Origin of the sequence: Novosphingobium sp. PC22D, assembly GCF_002556635.1 — a bacterium.
Lineage (GTDB): Bacteria > Pseudomonadota > Alphaproteobacteria > Sphingomonadales > Sphingomonadaceae > Novosphingobium.
This window is the reverse complement of the sequence record NZ_MWMO01000001.1, coordinates 724,163-743,326: the sequence shown is the minus strand read 5'-3', so window position 1 is coordinate 743,326 and position 19,164 is coordinate 724,163. Positions and strand designations below refer to the sequence as shown.

At 65.9% G+C, this 19,164-nt stretch carries 16 protein-coding genes and 1 tRNA gene; 7 read left to right on the top strand and 10 right to left on the bottom strand.

Annotated features, from left to right (window positions below; all coding sequences use genetic code 11):
* Window positions 1-37 precede the first annotated feature (37 nt).
* The 3 genes from B2G71_RS03460 to B2G71_RS03450 all read right to left on the bottom strand — a co-directional run bounded on the left by B2G71_RS03460 (window position 38) and on the right by B2G71_RS03450 (window position 1,874).
* The gene (locus B2G71_RS03460) at window positions 38-673 is read right to left on the bottom strand and encodes an N-acetylmuramoyl-L-alanine amidase (protein ID WP_240529998.1); all 636 of its coding nucleotides are present in this window, start codon (window positions 671-673) and stop codon (window positions 38-40) included.
* 90 nt (window positions 674-763) lie between these two features.
* Window positions 764-1,432, bottom strand: coding sequence for a histidine phosphotransferase family protein (locus B2G71_RS03455; protein WP_240529985.1), 669 nt, complete (start codon window positions 1,430-1,432; stop codon window positions 764-766).
* A 70-nt stretch (window positions 1,433-1,502) separates the two neighbouring features.
* Window positions 1,503-1,874 (bottom strand): M67 family metallopeptidase, encoded by a 372-nt coding sequence (locus tag B2G71_RS03450; RefSeq protein ID WP_240529997.1) that lies wholly within the window; start codon window positions 1,872-1,874, stop codon window positions 1,503-1,505.
* Between the two features lie 37 nt (window positions 1,875-1,911).
* Between B2G71_RS03450 and B2G71_RS03445 the strand changes: the two genes are divergently transcribed.
* The 3 genes from B2G71_RS03445 (at window position 1,912) to mtgA (ending at window position 4,742) form a co-directional block, all read left to right on the top strand.
* Window positions 1,912-2,877, top strand: a complete 966-nt coding sequence (locus B2G71_RS03445) for an RluA family pseudouridine synthase (RefSeq protein WP_240529984.1) — start codon at window positions 1,912-1,914, stop codon at window positions 2,875-2,877.
* Window positions 2,878-2,982: 105 nt separating this feature from the next.
* Window positions 2,983-3,882, top strand: coding sequence for an RNA polymerase sigma factor RpoH (gene rpoH, locus B2G71_RS03440; protein WP_098104323.1), 900 nt, complete (start codon window positions 2,983-2,985; stop codon window positions 3,880-3,882).
* A 194-nt stretch (window positions 3,883-4,076) separates the two neighbouring features.
* Window positions 4,077-4,742: a monofunctional biosynthetic peptidoglycan transglycosylase gene (gene mtgA / locus B2G71_RS03435; protein ID WP_098104437.1), complete on the top strand. Its 666-nt coding sequence runs from the start codon at window positions 4,077-4,079 to the stop codon at window positions 4,740-4,742.
* A gap of 106 nt (window positions 4,743-4,848) precedes the next feature.
* Here the strand turns inward: mtgA and B2G71_RS03430 are convergent, their stop codons facing one another.
* The gene (locus B2G71_RS03430; RefSeq protein ID WP_098104322.1) at window positions 4,849-8,091 is read right to left on the bottom strand and encodes a TonB-dependent receptor; all 3,243 of its coding nucleotides are present in this window, start codon (window positions 8,089-8,091) and stop codon (window positions 4,849-4,851) included.
* Window positions 8,092-8,429: 338 nt separating this feature from the next.
* Between B2G71_RS03430 and B2G71_RS03425 the strand changes: the two genes are divergently transcribed.
* Window positions 8,430-9,347 carry a cation diffusion facilitator family transporter gene (locus tag B2G71_RS03425; RefSeq protein ID WP_240529983.1) on the top strand — a complete coding sequence of 306 codons (918 nt, stop codon included), beginning with the start codon at window positions 8,430-8,432 and terminating at the stop codon, window positions 9,345-9,347.
* 11 nt (window positions 9,348-9,358) lie between these two features.
* On the opposite strand, the gene B2G71_RS03420 is transcribed toward B2G71_RS03425, so the two are convergent.
* The 5 genes from B2G71_RS03420 to B2G71_RS03400 form a co-directional block, all read right to left on the bottom strand.
* A complete protein-coding gene (locus B2G71_RS03420; RefSeq protein WP_098104320.1) occupies window positions 9,359-10,213 on the bottom strand; it encodes a VOC family protein in 855 nt (284 codons plus the stop codon).
* A gap of 252 nt (window positions 10,214-10,465) precedes the next feature.
* Window positions 10,466-11,728 (bottom strand): ATP-dependent Clp protease ATP-binding subunit ClpX, encoded by a 1,263-nt coding sequence (gene clpX, locus B2G71_RS03415; RefSeq protein WP_098104319.1) that lies wholly within the window; start codon window positions 11,726-11,728, stop codon window positions 10,466-10,468.
* 113 nt (window positions 11,729-11,841) lie between these two features.
* Window positions 11,842-12,516, bottom strand: coding sequence for an ATP-dependent Clp protease proteolytic subunit (locus tag B2G71_RS03410; RefSeq protein WP_098104318.1), 675 nt, complete (start codon window positions 12,514-12,516; stop codon window positions 11,842-11,844).
* Window positions 12,517-12,858: 342 nt separating this feature from the next.
* The gene (gene tig, locus B2G71_RS03405) at window positions 12,859-14,475 is read right to left on the bottom strand and encodes a trigger factor (protein WP_098104317.1); all 1,617 of its coding nucleotides are present in this window, start codon (window positions 14,473-14,475) and stop codon (window positions 12,859-12,861) included.
* Window positions 14,476-14,526: 51 nt separating this feature from the next.
* Window positions 14,527-14,611, bottom strand: a tRNA-Leu gene (locus B2G71_RS03400).
* A 126-nt stretch (window positions 14,612-14,737) separates the two neighbouring features.
* Between B2G71_RS03400 and B2G71_RS24005 the strand changes: the two genes are divergently transcribed.
* Entirely contained in the window at window positions 14,738-14,911 is a 174-nt protein-coding gene (locus B2G71_RS24005; RefSeq protein WP_168176232.1) for a hypothetical protein, read from the top strand.
* On the opposite strand, the gene sppA is transcribed toward B2G71_RS24005, so the two are convergent.
* Window positions 14,898-16,808 carry a signal peptide peptidase SppA gene (sppA, locus tag B2G71_RS03395; RefSeq protein WP_098104316.1) on the bottom strand — a complete coding sequence of 637 codons (1,911 nt, stop codon included), beginning with the start codon at window positions 16,806-16,808 and terminating at the stop codon, window positions 14,898-14,900. The two genes, B2G71_RS24005 and sppA, sit on opposite strands and share 14 nt — an antisense overlap.
* Window positions 16,809-16,931: 123 nt before the next feature.
* Between sppA and B2G71_RS03390 the strand changes: the two genes are divergently transcribed.
* Together B2G71_RS03390 and B2G71_RS03385 are read left to right on the top strand one after the other, a co-directional pair.
* Entirely contained in the window at window positions 16,932-17,912 is a 981-nt protein-coding gene (locus B2G71_RS03390) for an aspartate carbamoyltransferase catalytic subunit (RefSeq protein ID WP_098104315.1), read from the top strand.
* A complete protein-coding gene (locus tag B2G71_RS03385) occupies window positions 17,909-19,162 on the top strand; it encodes a dihydroorotase (RefSeq protein WP_098104314.1) in 1,254 nt (417 codons plus the stop codon). Before B2G71_RS03390 ends, B2G71_RS03385 begins: the two co-directional genes overlap by 4 nt.
* Window positions 19,163-19,164 lie beyond the last annotated feature (2 nt).

Genomic DNA, 19,164 nt, shown 5'->3' with positions numbered 1-19,164 from the left:
GGCGGCGCCTAGCACGAAATGACGGAATTGCGAACGTTTACCGCGCGCGGCCGGTGTCGCGTTCGAGCAACAGTTCGAACAGGATACCGCCGATCTCGCCGTCGATCTCGCCGTCGATGATCATCGGCCGGAAGCGGCGCTGAAAGGCACGCACCGCCGCGCGGCCGTCGGTGATGTCATAACCGAAGCGTTCGAGCGCGAGGTAGAACGCGCCCGGGTTGTCGTAAAACAGGTTCATTTTCGCCGGCGGCGCATCGAGCGCCAGGCCGAGCTGGGCGAGGCGGTGCCAGTCGAAGTATTCGCCGGGGTCCATCTTGCGCTGCGGCGCGACGTCCGAATGACCGACGACATTGGCGCGCGGGATGTCGTGGCGGTCCATGATGTCGCCGAGCAGCGGAAGCAGCGCGTCCATCTGCGGCTCGGGAAACGGCCGGTAGCCGAATTCGTGGCCAGGATTGGCAAGCTCGATGCCGATGCTGGCGGAGTTCACGTCGCTCTCTCCGCGCCAGTACGCCTTGCCCGCGTGCCAGGCGCGCTTTTCCTCGGGGACGAGGCTCGTAACAACGCCCTCCTCGTCGATCAGGTAGTGCGCAGAGACTTGCGCCTCGGGATCGCACAAGCGTTCGAGCGCCTCGGCCGCGCTGCGCATGCCGGTATAGTGGAGCACGATCATCGAGACCGGCGCCGCGCGCTCGTTGAAATTGGGAGATTCGACGATGCGGTTGACCAGCCAGCGGTTGACCACCCTCCTCGCCCTCCCGCCTCAGGCGTCCGGTAGCACGGCGCCGAGCACAAGCGCGTCGTCGGCCAGCGCGAATTGCAACTCGCCGCCGAGCACGCCCGCGAGTTCGGCGAGCATCGCGGCGGGCGCGGTGCGGCTCGAAAGCTCCGAGCGGTCGAGCTTGTTCGAAAGCGCGCGGCCGATATCGCCGTCGAAGGCGATGCGCGGCCCCGCGGCCCGCACCACGATCTCGCTGACGCGATCCCGCTGCTCGGCCGCGAGATCGAGCGTACCGCCACGCGGCAGCGCGTCGATGCCGATCAGCGCGAAGTTGAGCAGCGTCTTGATGGCATGCTTGGGCAGCGACGAACTGCCCAGCTCCCAGTTCAGCGTCAGCCGGTCGTTCTCGGCAACGAGCGCGTCGACCAGCAGCCGCGCTTCGGTTACCGGCACCAGATCGCCGAACCCGCCCGCCGCGCCGAACGCGAGCCGGAAGAACTTGAGCTTGTCGGCCGAGATCCGCGCGCTTTGCTCGAGCAGCTCGAAGCAGCGCTTGCGCATCTCGGGATCTTTCTCGTCCGCGAGCAGTTCCAGCCCGTTCGAGAGCGCGCCGACCGGGCTCAGCATGTCGTGGCAGAGCCGCGAGCACAGCAGGCTGGCTAGTTCGAGCGAACTCGTCGTGGTCATGGTCTTGACAGTTCCGTTCGTCATCGGGCCCTTCGGCTCAGTCTTGTGTGGCGCGAGCAGGCGCCGTTCCCCCACTGCGCGCCCGGCGGCGCGTTCAATCCCCGCTCGCGCGGCAATCGACAGGCTCGAATCCATTTACCGTATCGCGCCAGAAAGCAACCTGTCGTCCCGCGATGATTGCCCAAATCCGCAAATCACCAGTGGAATGTTCGCGATCGGTGGCGGACGGTGCCGGGTTCGCGGTGGGATGCGAATGATAATAGCCGATCACCTCGGGGCCGCCCGCGCGGGCTTCGCGATGCGCGGCGAGCAGCACCGCGGGTTCGACCTCGAAAGTCCGCCCGGGCTCGGCGGCGACATTGGCGGCCGGCCGCAGGGCGTCGATCCGCGCGCCCGTGCCGAGCAGCAGGCCGCAGCATTCCGCCGGGTGCGCGCGCGCGGCCTCGTCGAGCATGCGCTGAATCACCGCCAATTTGACCTCAATGCTTGAACCAGCCTTCGCCATGTCCGAAAGCCTAGCGATGAACGCGCGGCGCGAACAGGTCATCGAGGGGACGATCCGCGAGGACGGCCAGCGCCTCGACAAGGCGCTCGCCGACGCATCGGGGCTCTCGCGCGAGCGGATCAAGGCCTTGATATCGGAAGGGCGCGTTACCATATCCGGGGAGCGCGTAGCGCAACCCTCCTTGAAGCCGCCCGCCGGCGTCCCTTTTGCCATTGCCGTGCCCGAGGCCGCGCCCGCCGAGGCCGTCGCCCAGGACATACCGCTGGAGATCGTCCACGAAGACGAGCATCTCATCGTCGTCGACAAGCCTGCCGGGCTGGTCGTGCATCCCGCAGCGGGAAACCGCGACGGGACACTCGTCAATGCCCTGCTGCATCATTGCCGCGGGCAGCTTTCTGGGATCGGCGGCGTCGCGCGGCCGGGGATCGTTCACCGCATCGACAAGGACACCTCGGGGCTTCTCGTCGTCGCCAAGACCGACACCGCGCACGAAGGTCTCGCGCGACAGTTCGCAGACCATTCGATCGAGCGCGCCTATCGTGCGGTGGTGGCGGGAAGGCCGGTCCCGGCGGCGGGCACCGTCACCGGCGCGATCGCCCGTTCGAGCCACGATCGCAAGAAGATGGCGATCGTTGCCGATGGTCGCGGCAAGCATGCCGTCACCCATTACCGCACGCTCGAACCGCTGTCGGACGCGACCCTCGTCGAGTGCCGTCTGGAGACCGGAAGGACGCATCAGGTCCGCGTTCACATGTCGTCAATCGGCCATGTGCTATTGGGGGACCCTGTCTATGGACGCATGCCTCCCATATTGCGACCGGTCCTCAAACGACTCGAATTTCGTCGCCAGGCGCTTCACGCCGCGGAACTCGGCTTCGTCCATCCCGTTTATGAAGAAAGGGTCCGTTTTGTCAGCCCGATTCCGCACGATATGGCGGAACTGATTGGCGAATTGCGACACTGAAATCGGAAATATGTGCTACAATGGGCACGTGGCCACAAGCTAAGACGCCTAGGAAGGGTCTTCAACCGTCGGCCGACGAAGAAAGGATCAGGTACAGTGAGCGATATGCAACGCAAGCTTCCGGCGGTGCCTGCTCTCGGTGGAGAGCAGAGCCTCAACCGCTATCTCTCGGAAATCAAGAAGTTTCCCATTCTCACGCCCGAGCAGGAATACATGCTCGCGAAGCGTTATGCCGAGCATGAGGACCCGGCGGCGGCGGCCCAGCTCGTCACCAGCCACCTGCGACTCGTCGCGAAGATCGCGATGGGTTACCGCGGCTACGGCCTGCCCGTTTCGGAGCTGATCTCCGAAGGCAACATCGGCCTGATGCAGGGCGTGAAGAAGTTCGATCCCGATCGCGGCTTCCGCCTCGCGACTTATGCGATGTGGTGGATCAAGGCCTCGATCCAGGAGTTCATCCTGCGCTCGTGGAGCCTCGTGAAGATGGGCACCACCGCCGCGCAGAAGAAGCTTTTCTTCAACTTGCGCCGGATGAAGAAAAACCTCGACGCCTACGAGGATACCGACCTGCACCCCGAGGACGTCGCCAAGATCGCGACCCAGTTGGGTGTGTCGGAACTCGAGGTGGTCAACATGAACCGCCGCATGATGATGGGCGGCGACGCCTCGCTCAACGTCTCGCTGCGCGAGGAAGGCGAAGGCCAGTGGATGGACATCCTGCAGGACGACAATCCGCTGCAGGACGAGATCGTCGCCGAGGCCGAGGAAAAGACGGTGCGTCACGACATGCTCGTGGAAGCGATGGACTCGCTCAACGAGCGTGAACGCGACATCCTGACCGAACGCCGCCTGACCGAGGACCCCAAGACGCTCGAGGAACTGAGCCAGGTCTATCACGTCAGCCGCGAGCGCGTGCGCCAGATCGAGGTGCGCGCCTTCGAAAAGCTGCAGAAGGCGATGAACCGCATCGCGACCGACAAGAAGCTCATGCCCGCCGCGGCCTGACCGGCGCGCGCACCCCGTTGAACAGCGAAGCCGGGCCGTCCGCAAGGGCGGCCCGGCTTTCGTTTGCGCCGCTGCCCCGTCCGTGTCGCCGCGCAAGAAGGCCCATGGCCTTCGCCCGCCACGCGCGCTAGCCTTTCGCCATGGGCTTCGACTACAAGCCGCGGCGAACGAAAGTGGGGATCGGGGCGCGAATGATGCGGTTGATCGCAAGGGTGGTGATCTGGTTCGTGCTGCTGAGCGTGGGCTTCACCCTGCTCTACCGCTTCGTGCCGCCGCCGGTGACGCTGACGATGCTCACCGACGGCAACGGCATCACCAAGGACTGGACCCCGCTCTCGCGGATCGACCGCAACATGGTCTCGGCCGCGATCGCCGCCGAGGACAGCAAGTTCTGCAGCCATTCCGGCTTCGACGAGGACGCGATCCGCAACGCGATGCAACGCAACGCCGAGGGCGGGCGGTTGCGCGGCGGCTCGACGATCAGCCAGCAGACCGCCAAGAACGTGTTCCTCTGGCAGGGCGAAGGCTGGACCCGCTACGCGCGCAAGGGCTTCGAGGTCTGGTTCACCTTCCTGATCGAGACGCTGTGGGACAAGCGGCGGATCATGGAAGTCTACCTCAACGTCGCCGAGACCGGAATCGGCACTTACGGCGTGGAGGCGGGCGCGCAGCGCTATTTCGGCAAGTCGGCCGCCAGCCTCACCCGCACCGAGGCCGCGCGCATGGCCGCCGCCCTGCCCAGCCCGAAGACCCGCTCGGTGAAGAACCCCGGCGGCTTCACCCGCCGCTACGGCAACACCATCGCCGCGCGCATCGGTGTGGTCCGCCGCGACGGCCTCGACGCCTGCGTGTACGAATAAGGGGCGGGGTCGGGGTGCCGGCCCCCTTTCTCTCTCTTCAGCGCATGACAAAGGGGAGGAGGCCTGCGCCCCCTCCCCCGAGATTTCGTCGCGATTGCTCGTTCGATCAGAACGAGAAGCGCACACCCAGACGGACCTGGTAGAGCGACTGACGCGAATAGGTCGTCAGCGTCGGCTCGCGGACCGCCGAGTAGGAATACTGCGTGCAAGCCGGAGCATTGGCGCAGCGCACCTCGACAGTGGCCGACTGGTACGGGAAGCCGACCTGCTTGAGCACACCTTCGCCGTCGTCGATCAGGTTGAGGAAGTTCTCGATATCGGCGAACAGGGTGAACCGCGAAGAGCCGACGAAGGTCGGGATTTCCTGTTCGATGTGGATGTCGATCTTGGTGTAGTCGGGCGAGCGGCCGATGTTCTTCGGCGCGGTCTTGCCCTTGTACTTCTTCAGCTCCGAATTGTTGATAAGATCGCTGAGCGCCTCGAAGGTCGCCTGATCGGCATAGACCACATTGGGATCGCCGTTGAAGCCGGCATCGATGTTGGGCACGTAGAGCAGGTAGCGCGCGGCGTTACGCTGCACGCCGAAGATCTGCGAGACCGAACCGGTGCGATCGTTCATCACGTAGCTGTACGGACGTCCCGACCGCGCTTCGCCGAAGATCTGGATGCGGGTCTTGTAGTCGCCGAAGAAGGCGTGCTCGTAGCCCACGTAGCCCTTGATCTGCCACTTCACCTCGTCGTTGGCGGTGCCGTACGCCGGGTAGTTCGGATCGACGTAGAAGGCGTTGCCGTAGTTCGAGGTTGCGGTCGAGGAGGTGAGCGGGTTGAGCTCGGTCACGTCCTGGCCGGTGTAGCTGGCGCCGAACGACAAGCCGTTGTCGAACGCCTTGTCGAAGTGCGCGGTCCAGATCCAGCTACGACCCTTGGTGCCGTTGGTGAGGATGAGGTCGTAGTTGGTGTCGCTCGGCGACGTGACCGGCGCGTATTGCGGGCGCCCGTCGAGCGTGAAGGTGCCCGTCGGCTGGACGCGGCCATTGACCAGCAGGAACTGGTTGCGGACCTTGCTGTAGAGAATGTCCGCGCCGAGTTGCCAGCCGTCGCCGAGCGGGCCGAGATCGGCCTCGTAGCTCGCCGAGAGGCTCGCCTTCCACTGGCTGGGCAGCTTCAGGTCGGGATCGATCGCGTTGACCGGCGCGGTGGCGCCGACCGAGGCATTGGCGATCGCGTTGAGCACCGACTGCGGGATCGTGGTGCCGTTGACGCTTTCGAGACCATCGGCGGGACCGCCCGAAACCGTACCGTCGACAAGCCGGCGGATCGTGATCGCGTTGGTCGCGACGCCGGTGTTCGAATAGCTGTTCGAGATCCAGACGTCCGGCGAACCGCCCGAGAAGATGCCGCCGCCGCCGCGGATCGAGAGACGGTCGTTGACCTGCCAGTCGAAGCCGAGGCGAGGCTGAAACACCCCGCGGCCCTTGAGGTTGTAGTTGTTCGGGAAGCCCAGGCGATCGAGGAAATTCGTGTTGAGGACGATCCCCGTGTCCATGTCGTAGAAGTCATACCGCATGCCGTAGCTGACGGTCAGGTTCGGCATGATCTCCCAGTCGTCCTGGATGCCCGCCGTGAACATGGTGTACTTGAAGTTCGCCGCCGCGTCGTCGAGGTCGAGCGAGGGTGAGTTGCTGTACTGAAGCTGGCTCGCGATCCCGTTCTGGAAATCCTCGATCGAGTCGAAGTAGTAGCTGCCCAGCGCGTTCGGCACGAACGCGTTGAACGTCTTCACGTGCTCGAGACCGAACAGGGTACGGACCTGGTGGTTGTTGAGCGACAGGGTGCCAACGACCTGGCCCGAGAAGTTCTCGTTTTCCAGCGCATTGAACTGACGGAAGGTATCGGGTCCGAAGTTGAGGACGGGAACGCCGGTCGAGCAGGTGTAGGGCGACGACGCGGTTGCCGAGTCGACCTGCGAGGTGGGATCGGCGCAGACCGAGAACTGCGCGCTGTTACGGCCGAGCACGGGGTCCTGGCCGCGCTTGTACTTGCGATAGGACCCGCGAACTTCGGTCGAGAAGGTGTCCGACCAGTCGCTGTTGAGCTGGATCACGCCCGAATGAACGCGCTCGGTCAGCAGGTAGTTGTTCGACGCGAGGCCGTAGGACGGCGTCGTCGGACTGGTGCTCGACCCCGTCTGCGAGAAGTTCGAGCTGTCGTTGTAGATATAGGTAAGCGCGAGACGCTGCGTGTCGCTGATGTTCGCGTCGAGCTTGGCGACCAGCTTGTCGTCCTTCTCGGTGCTGCTCGAAAGGACGCCGCCGGCATCGATTCCGTAGACACCCTGCGCGATCGAACCGATCTGGTCGACCAGGCCCTGCGTCACGCCCGGAACCTCGTTGGTAAAGCCCAGACCCGACGGACCGAGATCGATCGGCGTGGTTTCACGGGTCCGCTCGCCGGCGACCATGAAGAACAGCTTGTCCTTGATGATCGGGCCGCGCAGCAGCGCGCCATAGATCTCGCTCTTGAAGTCGAGATCGATGTCCGAACCCTCAACGCTGTCGCCGGTCAGGCTGTCATTCGAATAGGAATAGAAGCCGGTGCCGTGGAACTCGTTGGTGCCCGAAAGGAGCACCACGTCGATCGCGCCGCCCTGAAGGTCGCCCGCGGTGATGTCATAAGGCGCCACCTTGACCGAAATCTGGCCGACGGCATCGAGCGGAACCGGGCCGCGCGCGGTCGGGAGGCCGCCGTTGTTCAGGCCGAAGTCGTCCGAGAACTGCACGCCGTCGACCGAGAAGCGGTTGAAGCGCGGGTTCTGTCCGGCGATCGAGATGGCGCGGCTGTTGGTAAGATCGATCGTCGCGAACGGATCGCGGCGGACGACGTCGCGAATGTCGCGGTTGATCGAGGCCGCGCCCTCGATGTCGTTGCGGCTGAACGCGCTCGACGGACCCTGGCTGTTCGAGCCTGCACCGCTGATCGACGCCGCGCTGACGATGATTGCGTTATCCTCGAGCGAGATCGGCAGGCGATACGATTCGCCGGCGGTCAGATAGATGTCGCTGACGGTGGCTTCGGGATAACCCTCGGCGTCGACGACGACTTCGAAGGGGCCGCCGATGCGCAGGCCGCTCGCGTTGAACGAACCATCGGAACTCGTGGTCGTGCGCGAGACGGTGCCGCTGGGTACGTGCCTGATCGTCACACTGGCCCCGGCGACCGGCTCATTCGGCGCGACGGTGACGGTGCCGCGCATGGCGGACGTGGTTTCCTGCGCGACGACAGGCGTCGAAAGCGCGCACGAGATGCTGAGCGATGCTGCCCCCGCGGCAAGCAGATACCGAAGATGCATGTCACAAACCCCCTTAACAAGCGGGAGCAAGGCTCCCCGCCGCTGATTGCTGCGGCTGCTAAGAGCAGCGATCTATGACAACTTCCTGACAAGCGGGACCCAAAAGCTTCGGACCTGGTGCGATTTTCCGTCACCAACGGTCAAGGTTTCGCCACTTAAGGATATTACCGTTTTAAATCAAAGTATTGGTCGGAAAAAGCCTGGCGCCTGTAGCGGCAAATTTGCAACGGTTGGCGCATTTTCGTGCGGGGCGCTGCGGTGAGAGCGCGATCTGACCCTTTCCTGTCATGTTATCCCATAGCTTGATCCCGCCTGCCGCACCTGCGAGACCATACGCCATGGGCGCCGGACACGATCACCACCACCATCACCACGCCCCGGAAGGCGGCGCCAATCGCAGCTTCGCGGTCGCGATCGGGCTGAATGTCATCTTCGTCATCGCCGAAGTCGCGGCGGGATTCGCCAGCGGCTCGATGGCGCTGCTCGCCGATGCCGGTCACAACTTGTCCGACGTGCTATCGCTGGTCCTGGCCTGGGGGGCGAGCGTGCTGGCCAAGCGCCCGCCCTCGCAGCGCTTCACCTACGGTTTCAAGAGTTCCTCGATTCTCGCCGCGATCGCCAACGCCGCGCTGCTGTGGGTGGCGATCGGGGCGATCTTGGTCGAGACCATCCGCCGCTTCAGCGATCCCGCGCCGGTCACGGGGGTGACGATGATCGTGGTCGCCGCAATCGGCATCGCGATCAACGCGCTTTCGGCGCTGCTTTTCGCCAAGGGCAGCAAGAGCGACCTCAACCTGCGCGCCGCTTTCGTCCACCTCATGGCCGACGCTGCGGTCTCTGCGGGCGTGGTGGTGGCCGGCCTCGTCATTCTCTGGACCGGCGCGACCGTGATCGACCCGCTGACGTCGCTGGTGATCACCGCGGTCATCGCCTGGTCGAGCTGGGGCCTGCTGCGCGACTCGCTCAGGATGGGCATGCTCGGCGTGCCCGAGACGATCGACATTGCCGAAGTGCGGCTCTTTCTCGAGTCGCAGCCGGGCATCATCGGCGTGCACGATCTTCACGTGTGGCCGATGAGCACCACCGAGACCGCGCTGACAGTTCATCTCGTCGCGCGCGGGAGTCATCCCGGAAACGCGTTCCTGCACGAGCTTGCGCACGAACTGCATCACCGCTTCGCGATCGGGCATCCGACGATGCAGGTCGAGACCGACACCAGCAGCGCCTGCGCGCTCGAAAGCGAAGCGATCGTCTAGAGTGCCTCGCTTCAGCCGGGCACGAATTCGTGCCGGGCGCCGAGGAAGTCCTCGGGTTCGATGGCGAAGCCCGCCGATGCGCAGTCGGCATCGGTGGTGCGCAGGTCGAGCTTGGCGAAATGGGCGCGCGCTCGATCGCGATCGGCGATCGTCCAGACAAGCGCGTAGATGCCGTTCTGCTCCTTGGCGAGGAACGCGCCGAGCGGCCCCGCCGTCGCATCGTCCGGCTGAAGGAAGGCGACCCGCGTGTCGCCGATGCGCACGAGCACGCGGCGCGCCGGCTGCGGCGTCGAGACGCGCGCATCGGCGATCACCTCGCCGTCGACCAACTCGGTGAAAAAGCGCAAGGCGGCCGCGATATCGGCGGTCACGCAGGCGATGTGATCGAGCCCGGTGACGGTGCACGCGTGCCCCACGCCGACCGACGGCGTCCAGTTGCCGCGATCGTAGGGGTCGTTGGGCATCGGTAGTTCGCAGACTTCGAGCAGGACGCCGCCGGTCGATTCGGGCTTCACTAAGAAGAACACGCCATAGTCGCTCGCGACCGTGCAGCCGGCATCGCGGAACGCCTGGCTCGCCGCCTTGCCGTCGGCGACTTTCAGCTCGAACGAATGGAACGCCTGTCCGATCTTGGCGGTCATGCGCGCGAAGGGCTTGGAAAGATCGTCCGGAGTGCGCGGCGCCATCGGCTCGACCATGTGGTCGGTGACATAGAGCAAGGCCGCGTCGCGATCCTCGGCCGGGAAATAGTTCTCCGCGAAGACCAGCCCGCCCAGCGCGTCCTGATAGAGCCGGCGGCACTGGTGTATGTCGGTGATCGCGTGGATCGTGTGAATGATCCGCGAAACGGGTATCCGGTTCGTCATCGCCTGCCCTCTCCCTCTTTTCGGCAAGCTAGGCACGCGGTCGCTTCGGGGGCAAACCGCGCGGGCGATCGTTTCGAGACCGCACCCCGCCCAGCATGACCATGAGCAGCGACAGGGCGCGACGCGGCAAACCATCGGCACGGGACACCGCTTCGCCGAGCAGGGGCCTGCCGCTCACACGCGGCCGGCCGACACACGAAGGCCGCCCGCTTCGCAGCGGACGGCCTCCGAATGCCTCTCGGCTAGTCTCAGTCAGGCCGCTTCTTCGGCCTTGTCGCCCTTGTGCACGCGAATCGGTTCCTTGCGTCCCTCGACGACGTCCTTATCGATCACGACTTCGGCGATGTCGCTTTCGGTCGGCAGGTCGAACATGGTGTCAAGCAGCAAGCCTTCCACGATCGAGCGGAGGCCGCGCGCGCCGGTCTTGCGCTCGATGGCCTTCTGCGCGATCGCCTCGAGCGCTTCCTCGGTGAAGGTCAGTTCGACGTCTTCCAGCTCGAACAGCTTGGAATATTGCTTGACCAGTGCGTTCTTGGGCTCGCGAAGGATCATGACCAGCGCGCCGATATCGAGATCCTCGAGCGTCGCGATCACCGGCAGGCGGCCGACGAACTCGGGGATCAGCCCGAACTTGAGCAGATCCTCGGGCTCGGCCTTCTGCAGCAGCTCGCCGACGCGGCGCTTGTCGGGATCGGCGACATGCGCACCGAAGCCGATCGAACGCTTCTGCAGGCGATCGGCGATGATCTTTTCCAGACCCGCGAAGGCGCCGCCGCAGATGAACAGGATATTGGTCGTATCGACCTGGAGGAATTCCTGCTGCGGATGCTTGCGGCCGCCCTGCGGCGGAACCGAAGCGGTGGTGCCTTCCATCAGCTTGAGCAGCGCCTGCTGCACACCCTCGCCCGAGACGTCGCGCGTGATCGAGGGATTCTCGGCCTTGCGGCTGATCTTGTCGATCTCGTCGATGTAGACGATGCCGTGCTGCGCCTTCTCCACGTTGTAGTCGGACGCCTGGAGCAGCTTGAGGATGATGTTCTCGACATCCTCGCCGACGTAGCCGGCTTCGGTCAGCGTCGTCGCATCGGCCATGGTGAACGGCACGTCGAAGGTCTTGGCGAGCGTCTGCGCGAGCAGCGTCTTGCCTGAACCGGTCGGCCCGACCAGGAGGATGTTCGACTTCGAAAGTTCGACGTCGCCCGCCTTGCCCGAGTGCTTCAGCCGCTTGTAGTGATTGTGAACGGCGACCGAGAGCACGCGCTTGGCGCGGTTCTGGCCGATCACGTAATCGTTCAGCGTCTCGCAGATTTCGAGCGGCGTGGGCACGCCGCCGTCTTTCTTGCCGGCAATCCCCGCCTTGGTCTCTTCACGGATGATGTCGTTGCACAGCTCTACGCACTCGTCGCATATGAAGACCGTCGGCCCGGCGATGAGCTTGCGTACCTCGTGCTGCGACTTGCCGCAGAAACTGCAGTACAGGGTGCTTTTGGAGTCAGATCCGCTCAATTTCGTCATTTTCCGTCACTATGCCTCAAGCGAGGCGACTCGCCGACCTTACTATCTCGTCGACCTGTTGATCAATCCTGCCACAACAAGCTTGCCCAAGACTGAAGGCGCACGTAGGTCCGTCATTCCTTGCCGTCCGCCTGCTTCTCGGCATCGGGCCTGCTCTCGAAGACCTTGTCGACCACGCCAAAGGCCAGGGCTTCGTCGGCTTCGAGGAAGGTGTCGCGGTCCATTGCCTTCTCGATCTCGTCGAGCGTCTTGCCCGTGTACTTCACGTACATATCGTTGAGGCGCTTGCGCATGCGAAGGATCTCGCGCGCTTGAATCTCGATGTCGGCCGCCATGCCGCGCGCACCGCCGGAAGGCTGGTGGACCATGATCCGCGCGTTCGGCAGCGCGATGCGCATGCCCGGCTCGCCGGAGGCAAGCAGGAAGCTGCCCATCGAGGCGGCCTGGCCTATGCACACGGTCGAAACGCGCGGGCGGATGTATTGCATGGTGTCGTGGATCGCCATGCCCGCCGTCACCACGCCGCCCGGCGAGTTGATGTACATCGAGATGTCCTTCGAGGGATTCTCGGATTCGAGGAACAGGAGCTGCGCGACGATCAGCGACGCCATCCCGTCCTCGACCTGACCGGTCACGAAGACGATGCGCTCGCGCAGGAGGCGCGAGAAGATGTCGAAGCTGCGCTCGCCGCGGCTGGTCTGTTCAACGACCATCGGGACCAGCGCCCCGGTCATCGGATCGGTGGTGAATTTACCCTGTGCACCGGCATTGCCGAAAAGGTCGATCATGGGGGTCCTCTTGTTCCTGGCTGGCATATGTCGCGTCCATCCAGCCGATGTTCAAGAGGATTAACCCATTATCGTGCAGGCGGCTGTGGACTTTGGCTCCGGGCCGGCCGGGTAAGTCGCTGATCGGGCGAGCATTGTCCCATACCGGGCCACCTGCCTCGCAGTCGGTAGCGAGCTTCGGACCCGCCTGTCCGGCGCGAAAGAGGGAGGCTCCGCTGTCCCGGACCGGGACGGCGGACGCGGTCTCCCGTCCGCTCCAATAAAGACGAGAGCCCGGCACGCATCCGCGCGGCGGGCTCTCGTCATTCGCATCGCATCCGGCGCGAGCGCGCCGCAAGCTGCTTATTCGCCGTCGGAGGCGGCCTTCTTCGCCGGAGCCTTCTTCGCGGCCGGCTTCTTGGCAGGTGCCTTCTTGGCCGGAGCCTCGCCCTCGTCGGCAACCTTGGCGGCAGGCTTCTTCGCTGCGGGCTTCTTGGCCGGAGCCTTCTTCGCGGCGGGCTTCGCCTCTGCCGCGTCCTCGGTCTTGGCCTCGGCGGCGGGCGCATCGTCCTTGTCGGCCGCCTTCTTCGCCGACGCCTTCTTCGCCGCCGGCTTCTTGGCGGCCGGCTTGGCCTCGGCCTTGTCCTCGCCCTCGTCGGTGTCCGCCTCGATCGCGGCCTGCAGTTCCTCGCGGCTGACCTCGCGTTCGGTCACCTCGGCCTTCTCGATGAGGAAATCGACGACCTTGTCCTCATAGAGCGGCGCGCGAAGCTGGGCGGCGGCCATGGGATCGTTGCGGACATATTCGACGAACCGCTCGCGATCCTCGGGGCGGTACTGCTGTGCCGCCTGCTGGATCAGCATCTGCATTTCCTGGCCCGAAACCTCGACGCCGTTGCCCTGGCCGATTTCCGAAAGCAGCAGGCCAAGGCGCACGCGGCGCTCGGCGATCTTGCGGTAATCGTCCTTCTCGTCCTCGATTTCCTTGAGGGCGGCTTCGGGATCTTCCTCGCCGCGCGCCTCGTTCTCGAGTTGCGACCAGATCTGCGCGAACTCGGCCTCGACCATCGAGGGCGGGACGTCGAAGTCATGCCCGGCGGCGAGCTGGTCGAGAAGCTGGCGCTTCATCTGCGTGCGGGTGAGACCGGCGGTCTCCTGCTCGAGCTGGCCCTTGAGCAGGTCGCGAAGCTGCTGCAGCCCTTCGAGACCGAGGCCCTTGGCGAACTCGTCGTCGATCTTGGTCTCGGCGGGGGCCTTCACTTCGTGGACCGTGATGTCGAAGGTCGTTTCCTTCCCCTTGAGGTTCTCGGCCGGATAGTCCTCGGGGAAGGTCACGGTGATCGTACGCTCCTCGCCAGCCTTGGCGCCGACGATCTGCTCCTCGAAGCCGGGGATGAGGCGTCCCGAACCGATGACGATCGCCTGGTTCTCGGCCTTGCCGCCCTCGAACTCGACGCCGTCGAGCTTGCCGACGAAGTCGCAGATCACCTGATCGCCGTCCTCGGCGGCGCGATCGACCGTCTCGTAGCTCTGCTGCTGGCTGGCGAAGCGCTCGATCGCCTCGTCGATCTGCGCGTCGGTGACGGGAACGGTCAGCTTCTCGAGCGCGAGGCCTTCGAGCGAGGGCGCCTCGATCGCGGGCAGCACTTCGAGGTTCACCGAAAGCTCGGCGTCCTTGCCCTGCGCGTAACCCTCACCCAGCGCGACCTGCGGCTGCATCGCCGGGCGCAGCGCCTTTTCCGAAACGAGCTGGTCCATCGCTTCGCGGATCGAGGTGTTCAGCGCATCCTGGTGGAGCGCGTCGCCGTGCATCTTCCTGATGAGGTTGGCCGGCACCTTACCGGGCCGGAAACCGGGCATGCGCACCTGCGGTGCGAGCCGCTCGACCTCGCCTTCGATACGAGCGGTGATGTCCTTCGCCGGTATCGTGACGGTGTAGGCGCGCTTCAGTCCCTCATTGGACGTTTCGACGATCTGCATGCTTCGAAGCCTTCCTGTTTTCCCTGTCGCCTTGCCCGGAGCGCGGGAAACTGGTGCGGGCGAAGGGACTCGAACCCCCACATCTTGCGATACTGGAACCTAAATCCAGCGCGTCTACCAATTCCGCCACGCCCGCTCGGACAAAGCCTGAAACTTAAGCGTGGAGCCCTTATAAGGCCAACGCGAAAAGGGCAAGCGCTGCTGCTTGCGCAGGCGCCACGCGATCCCCAAGTGCCCAAAAGTGCAACGCAAAGGTACCACCATGGCCACTCAGCCAGACCCGCCGCCCGACCGGGACTTTCCCGCCGCTCCGCCGGAAACGCCGCCGATGCCGCCCGAAACCGATCCCAGCGGCCCGCCGAGCGAGACGCCGCCGCTCTCGCCCGACACCGATTTTCCCGAAACCGGGCCCGACGAGCTGCCTAGCTCGCTTTGAGGCGCCCGGCGCGCTCGGTGAGATCGCGCAGCAGCCCCGATAGTCCGGTGGGCAGGTTCGAGACCCGTCCGCGTCCCGAAGGAACCTGCGGACACTCGATGCAATAGGCGCGGGCTCCGAACGAGGCGAAGACCTCGCCGAAACGGTTCACCGCGTCGAGCGCGGCTTGTTGGCGCTGCCACGCGAGCAGCGAAGCGAGATCGCCACCGGTCCCGTCCGCCGCCCCGCTCTCGGCATTGCGGAACTGCGTGAGCATGGCGCTCAGCGTATCCTCTTCTTCGCCGAGATACTGCGCGTGCCAGGGCTTGTTGCCCAGCCCGCCGGCCTTCGCGGCATAGGCGAGCGCCGCATCGAGGTCGCCGAATTCATCGACCAGCCCCAGCCGCTTGGCATCGCGTCCCGACCAAGGGCGCCCCTGCGCGACCGCGTCGATCTGCGCCGGCGTCCGCCCGCGCGCCTTGGCGACATGCCCGAGAAACTGCGCATAGGTATTCTCGACCGAGGCCTGGAACAGCTCGGAGACTTCGGGCGAGAGGCCGAACAGGATGTCGGGTTGCCCCGAAAGCGGCGTCGTCTTCACGCCGCCGCCGGTCACGCCGACATCGTTGAGCAGGTCCTCGAACGTGGCGAGCACCGCGAAGACGCCGATCGAGCCGGTCACCGTCGCCGGATCGGCGAAGATCCGCTGCGCCGGGGTCGAGACCCAGTAGCCGCCGCTGGCGGCGAGGTTGCCCATCGAGACGATGACGGGGATCTTCCTGTCGCGATAAGCCGCGATCGCGCGGCGGATGCGTTCGGAGGCCGTCGTCGAGCCACCGGGCGAATCGACCCTGACGACAAGCGCCGCCAGATCGTCGTCGATCGCCTTGTCGAGGATGCCCGCGATCCGCTCGCCGCCCGCCGTGCCGGGCCCCGCCTCGCCGTCGACGATCGTGCCCGCGATGGTCACCACCCCGATCGCCGCGCCCGAGGTGCTTTCCGGCGTGGCCGCGAGGTAGGTATCGTAATCGGTCGCGGCGAAGGCGCCGCGGCCGGTCTCGGTGGTCGAGGCGCCCGCGATCCCGGCAAGACGCTCGCCGAACTCGGTCTTGCTGCCGATCTTGTCGACCAGCCCCGCCGATTTCGCCGCCTGCGCCGTGTTCCCCCCCGCGCCGCGCACCCATTCGGCGGGTGTCCGGGTGACAAGATCGAAGCGGATCTTCGGACGCGCCTTCAGCACGTCGGCGCGATAGGCATCGAACAGGCCGTCATAGACCGCCGAGACGGCTTCGGTGGCGGCGGGCGAAGGGCCCTCGCGAAAATAGGGCTCGACCGCGCTCTTGTAGGTGCCGACGCGGAAGATTCGCGCCTTGACGCCATACTTCTCGAACAGCTTGCCGAAATAGAGCCCGTTGCCGCCGGGGCCCGCGATCACCGCACCGCCCATCGGGTCGACCCAGGCCTCGCTGGCATGCGCGGCGAGCTGGACCCCGTCGTCGGTATAGGCGACCGCGAAGGTCAGCACGGGCTTTCCGGCCGCGCGCACTTCGTCCATCGCTTCGCCGATCTCGCGCATGTGGACAAAGCCGCCGCCGAGGAACCGCGAGAGGTCGAGCGCCACCGCCTTGATCCGCTGGTCCTTCGCCGCCGCCCGGATCGCGCGCGCGACGTTGCGGGCGCGATACTCGCGCGTCGGCCCCTGCGTCGAGGTGAGCAGCGAGAAGGGATCGACGCGGCTCGGCTCCTCGACGACGACGCCGTCGAGCGCGATCAGCAGCGCGCCCTTGATCACCTTGCCCGGCGTCGGCCGGACGGAGAGCAGCGCATAGAGCGCCGCGAAGAACAGCAGCATGAAGACGAGCACGAGCCCGTCCTTTACCGCAACCAGCAGTTTCCAGACCTTGCCGGCGAATTCCATCGTGCAACCTGCCTTTCCGGCGACGTGCCTTAGAGGCTTCTCCCGGCGCTTGGAAGCCGCCAGCCGCGAGGGGCGGGAATGGACTTGAGCAGACCGGGCGGCTCGCCTAAGGCCCTGTTCCCGATGCCCTCACCCGCGTTCTCCTATCCCGAAGGCTCCGCGGCATTCCCGCACCGCGGCCTCGTCGGCATCGCCGGCCTCGAACCGCATGAAATCATGTTCCTGCTCGACGAGGCGGAGCAGTGGGTGGACCTCAACCGCCATGCCCAGAAGCACCGCGACCTGCTGTCGGGCCTCACCATCATCAATGCCTTCTTCGAGAACTCGACGCGCACGCTGCTGAGCTTCGAGATCGCCGGCAAGCGGCTCGGCGCCGATGTCGTCAACATGCACGCCGCGCAATCGAGCGTGAAGAAGGGCGAGACGCTGATCGACACCGCGACCACGCTCAACGCGATGCGCGCCGACGCGATCGTGATCCGCCATGCGAGTTCGGGCGCGGTTCAGCTCATCGGCGACAAGGTCGATTGCCCGGTGCTCAACGCGGGCGACGGACAGCACGAGCACCCGACCCAGGCGCTGCTCGACGCGCTGACCATCCGCAACGCCAAGCGCGCCTTTTCGGGCCTGCGCGTCGCGATTTGCGGCGACATCCTGCACAGCCGGGTCGCCCGTTCGAACATCCTGTGCCTCAGCTCGCTAGGCGCCGAGATCCGCGTCTGTGCCCCGCCCGCGCTGATGCCCGCCGCGATCGAGGCGATGAACGTCGAGCCCTTCCACGATTTCGACGCCGCCATCGCGGGGGCCGACGTCGTCATGATGCTGCGCCTCCAGCTCGAGCGGATGCAAGGCCAGTACATCGCCTCGCCGCGCGAATACCGCCACTTCTACGGTCTCACACTCGAACGCCTGGCACGCGCGCAGCCCGATGCGCTGGTCATGCACCCGGGACCGATGAACCGGGGTATCGAGATCGACAGCAACGTCGCCGACATGGTGGAGCGTTCGCTGATCACCCGGCAGGTCGAGATGGGCGTCGCGATCCGCATGGCCTGCCTCGACGTGCTGACGCGGCGCGGACGCGGCGTGGAGGGCTGGGCATGAGCGTGGCCGCTCCGCTCGCGATCACCGGCGGCCGGTTGCTGCTGCCCGATGGCTCGCTCGTCACGGGCACGCTGCGCTGCGAGCGCGGACATATCGCGGCACTCGGGGCCGACGTCACGCCGCAACCGGGCGACGTGGTGCACGACGCGGGCGGGCAGATCGTCGCGCCGGGCCTCGTCGACATGGGCGTCTTCGCGGTCGACAAGCCCGCGTTCCACTATGGCGGCATCACCCGGGTCGCGCTGATGCCCGACCAGACGCCGCCGCTCGATGTGCCCTCGCGCGTGCGCTATGTCGCACTATCGGGAAAGCCGGACTTCTGGGTCCATCCGCTCGCCGCCGCGACGCAGGGCCTTGCGGGCGAGGCGCTCGCCGAACTCGGGCTGATGCGCGAGGCGGGCGCGCGCGGCATCGCCACCGGGCGGCGCTGGATCGCCGATTCGGGCATGATGATGCGAATCATGCAGTACGCGGCGATGCTCGATCTGGTGGTCTTCACCCACGCCGAGGACGCAGGGCTGGTCGGCAAGGCGGTGGCCACGGCGGGCGAGATGGCAACCCGGCTCGGCCTGCCGTCGGCGCCCTCCGAGGCCGAGGCGCTGGCGATCGCGCGCGACATCACGCTGGCCGAAGCGACGGGCGCGCGGCTACACCTGCGCAAGGTGACGACCGCGCGCGGGCTCGATCTGGTGCGCGCCGCCAAGGACAAGGGTCTCAAGGTTACGGCCGGGGTCAGCCCCGCCTACTTCATGCTCTCGGACAACGCGCTGGCCGACTACCGTTCGTTCATGCACCTCTCGCCCCCGCTACGTTCGGAAGACGACCGCAAGGCGGTGATCGCGGCGGTGAAGGACGGCACGATCGACACCGTCGTCTCGGGCCACGATCCGCGCGGGTCCGAGGACAAGCGGCTGCCCTTCGCCGATTCGGCCGCGGGGATGGCGGGCGCGGAAACGCTGCTCGCGCTCACGCTCAACCTGGTGCGCGACGAGGCGATCGGCCTGGGCCGCGCGTTCGAACTGCTCGCGGCCAATCCGGCGAGGCTGCTCGGCGCCGACGCGGGCCGGCTCGCGGTCGGGGCCGAGGCCGACATCGCGGTGATCGATCCCGACCGCCCGTGGATCGTCGATTCGGACCAGATGGCCGCGAGCGCGGGCAACACGCCGTTCGACAAGCAGCCCGTGCAGGGCCGCGTCCTCGCGCTATTCAAGGGCGGCACGCGTGTCGGCGTCAAGAAGAAGCCCGCCTGACG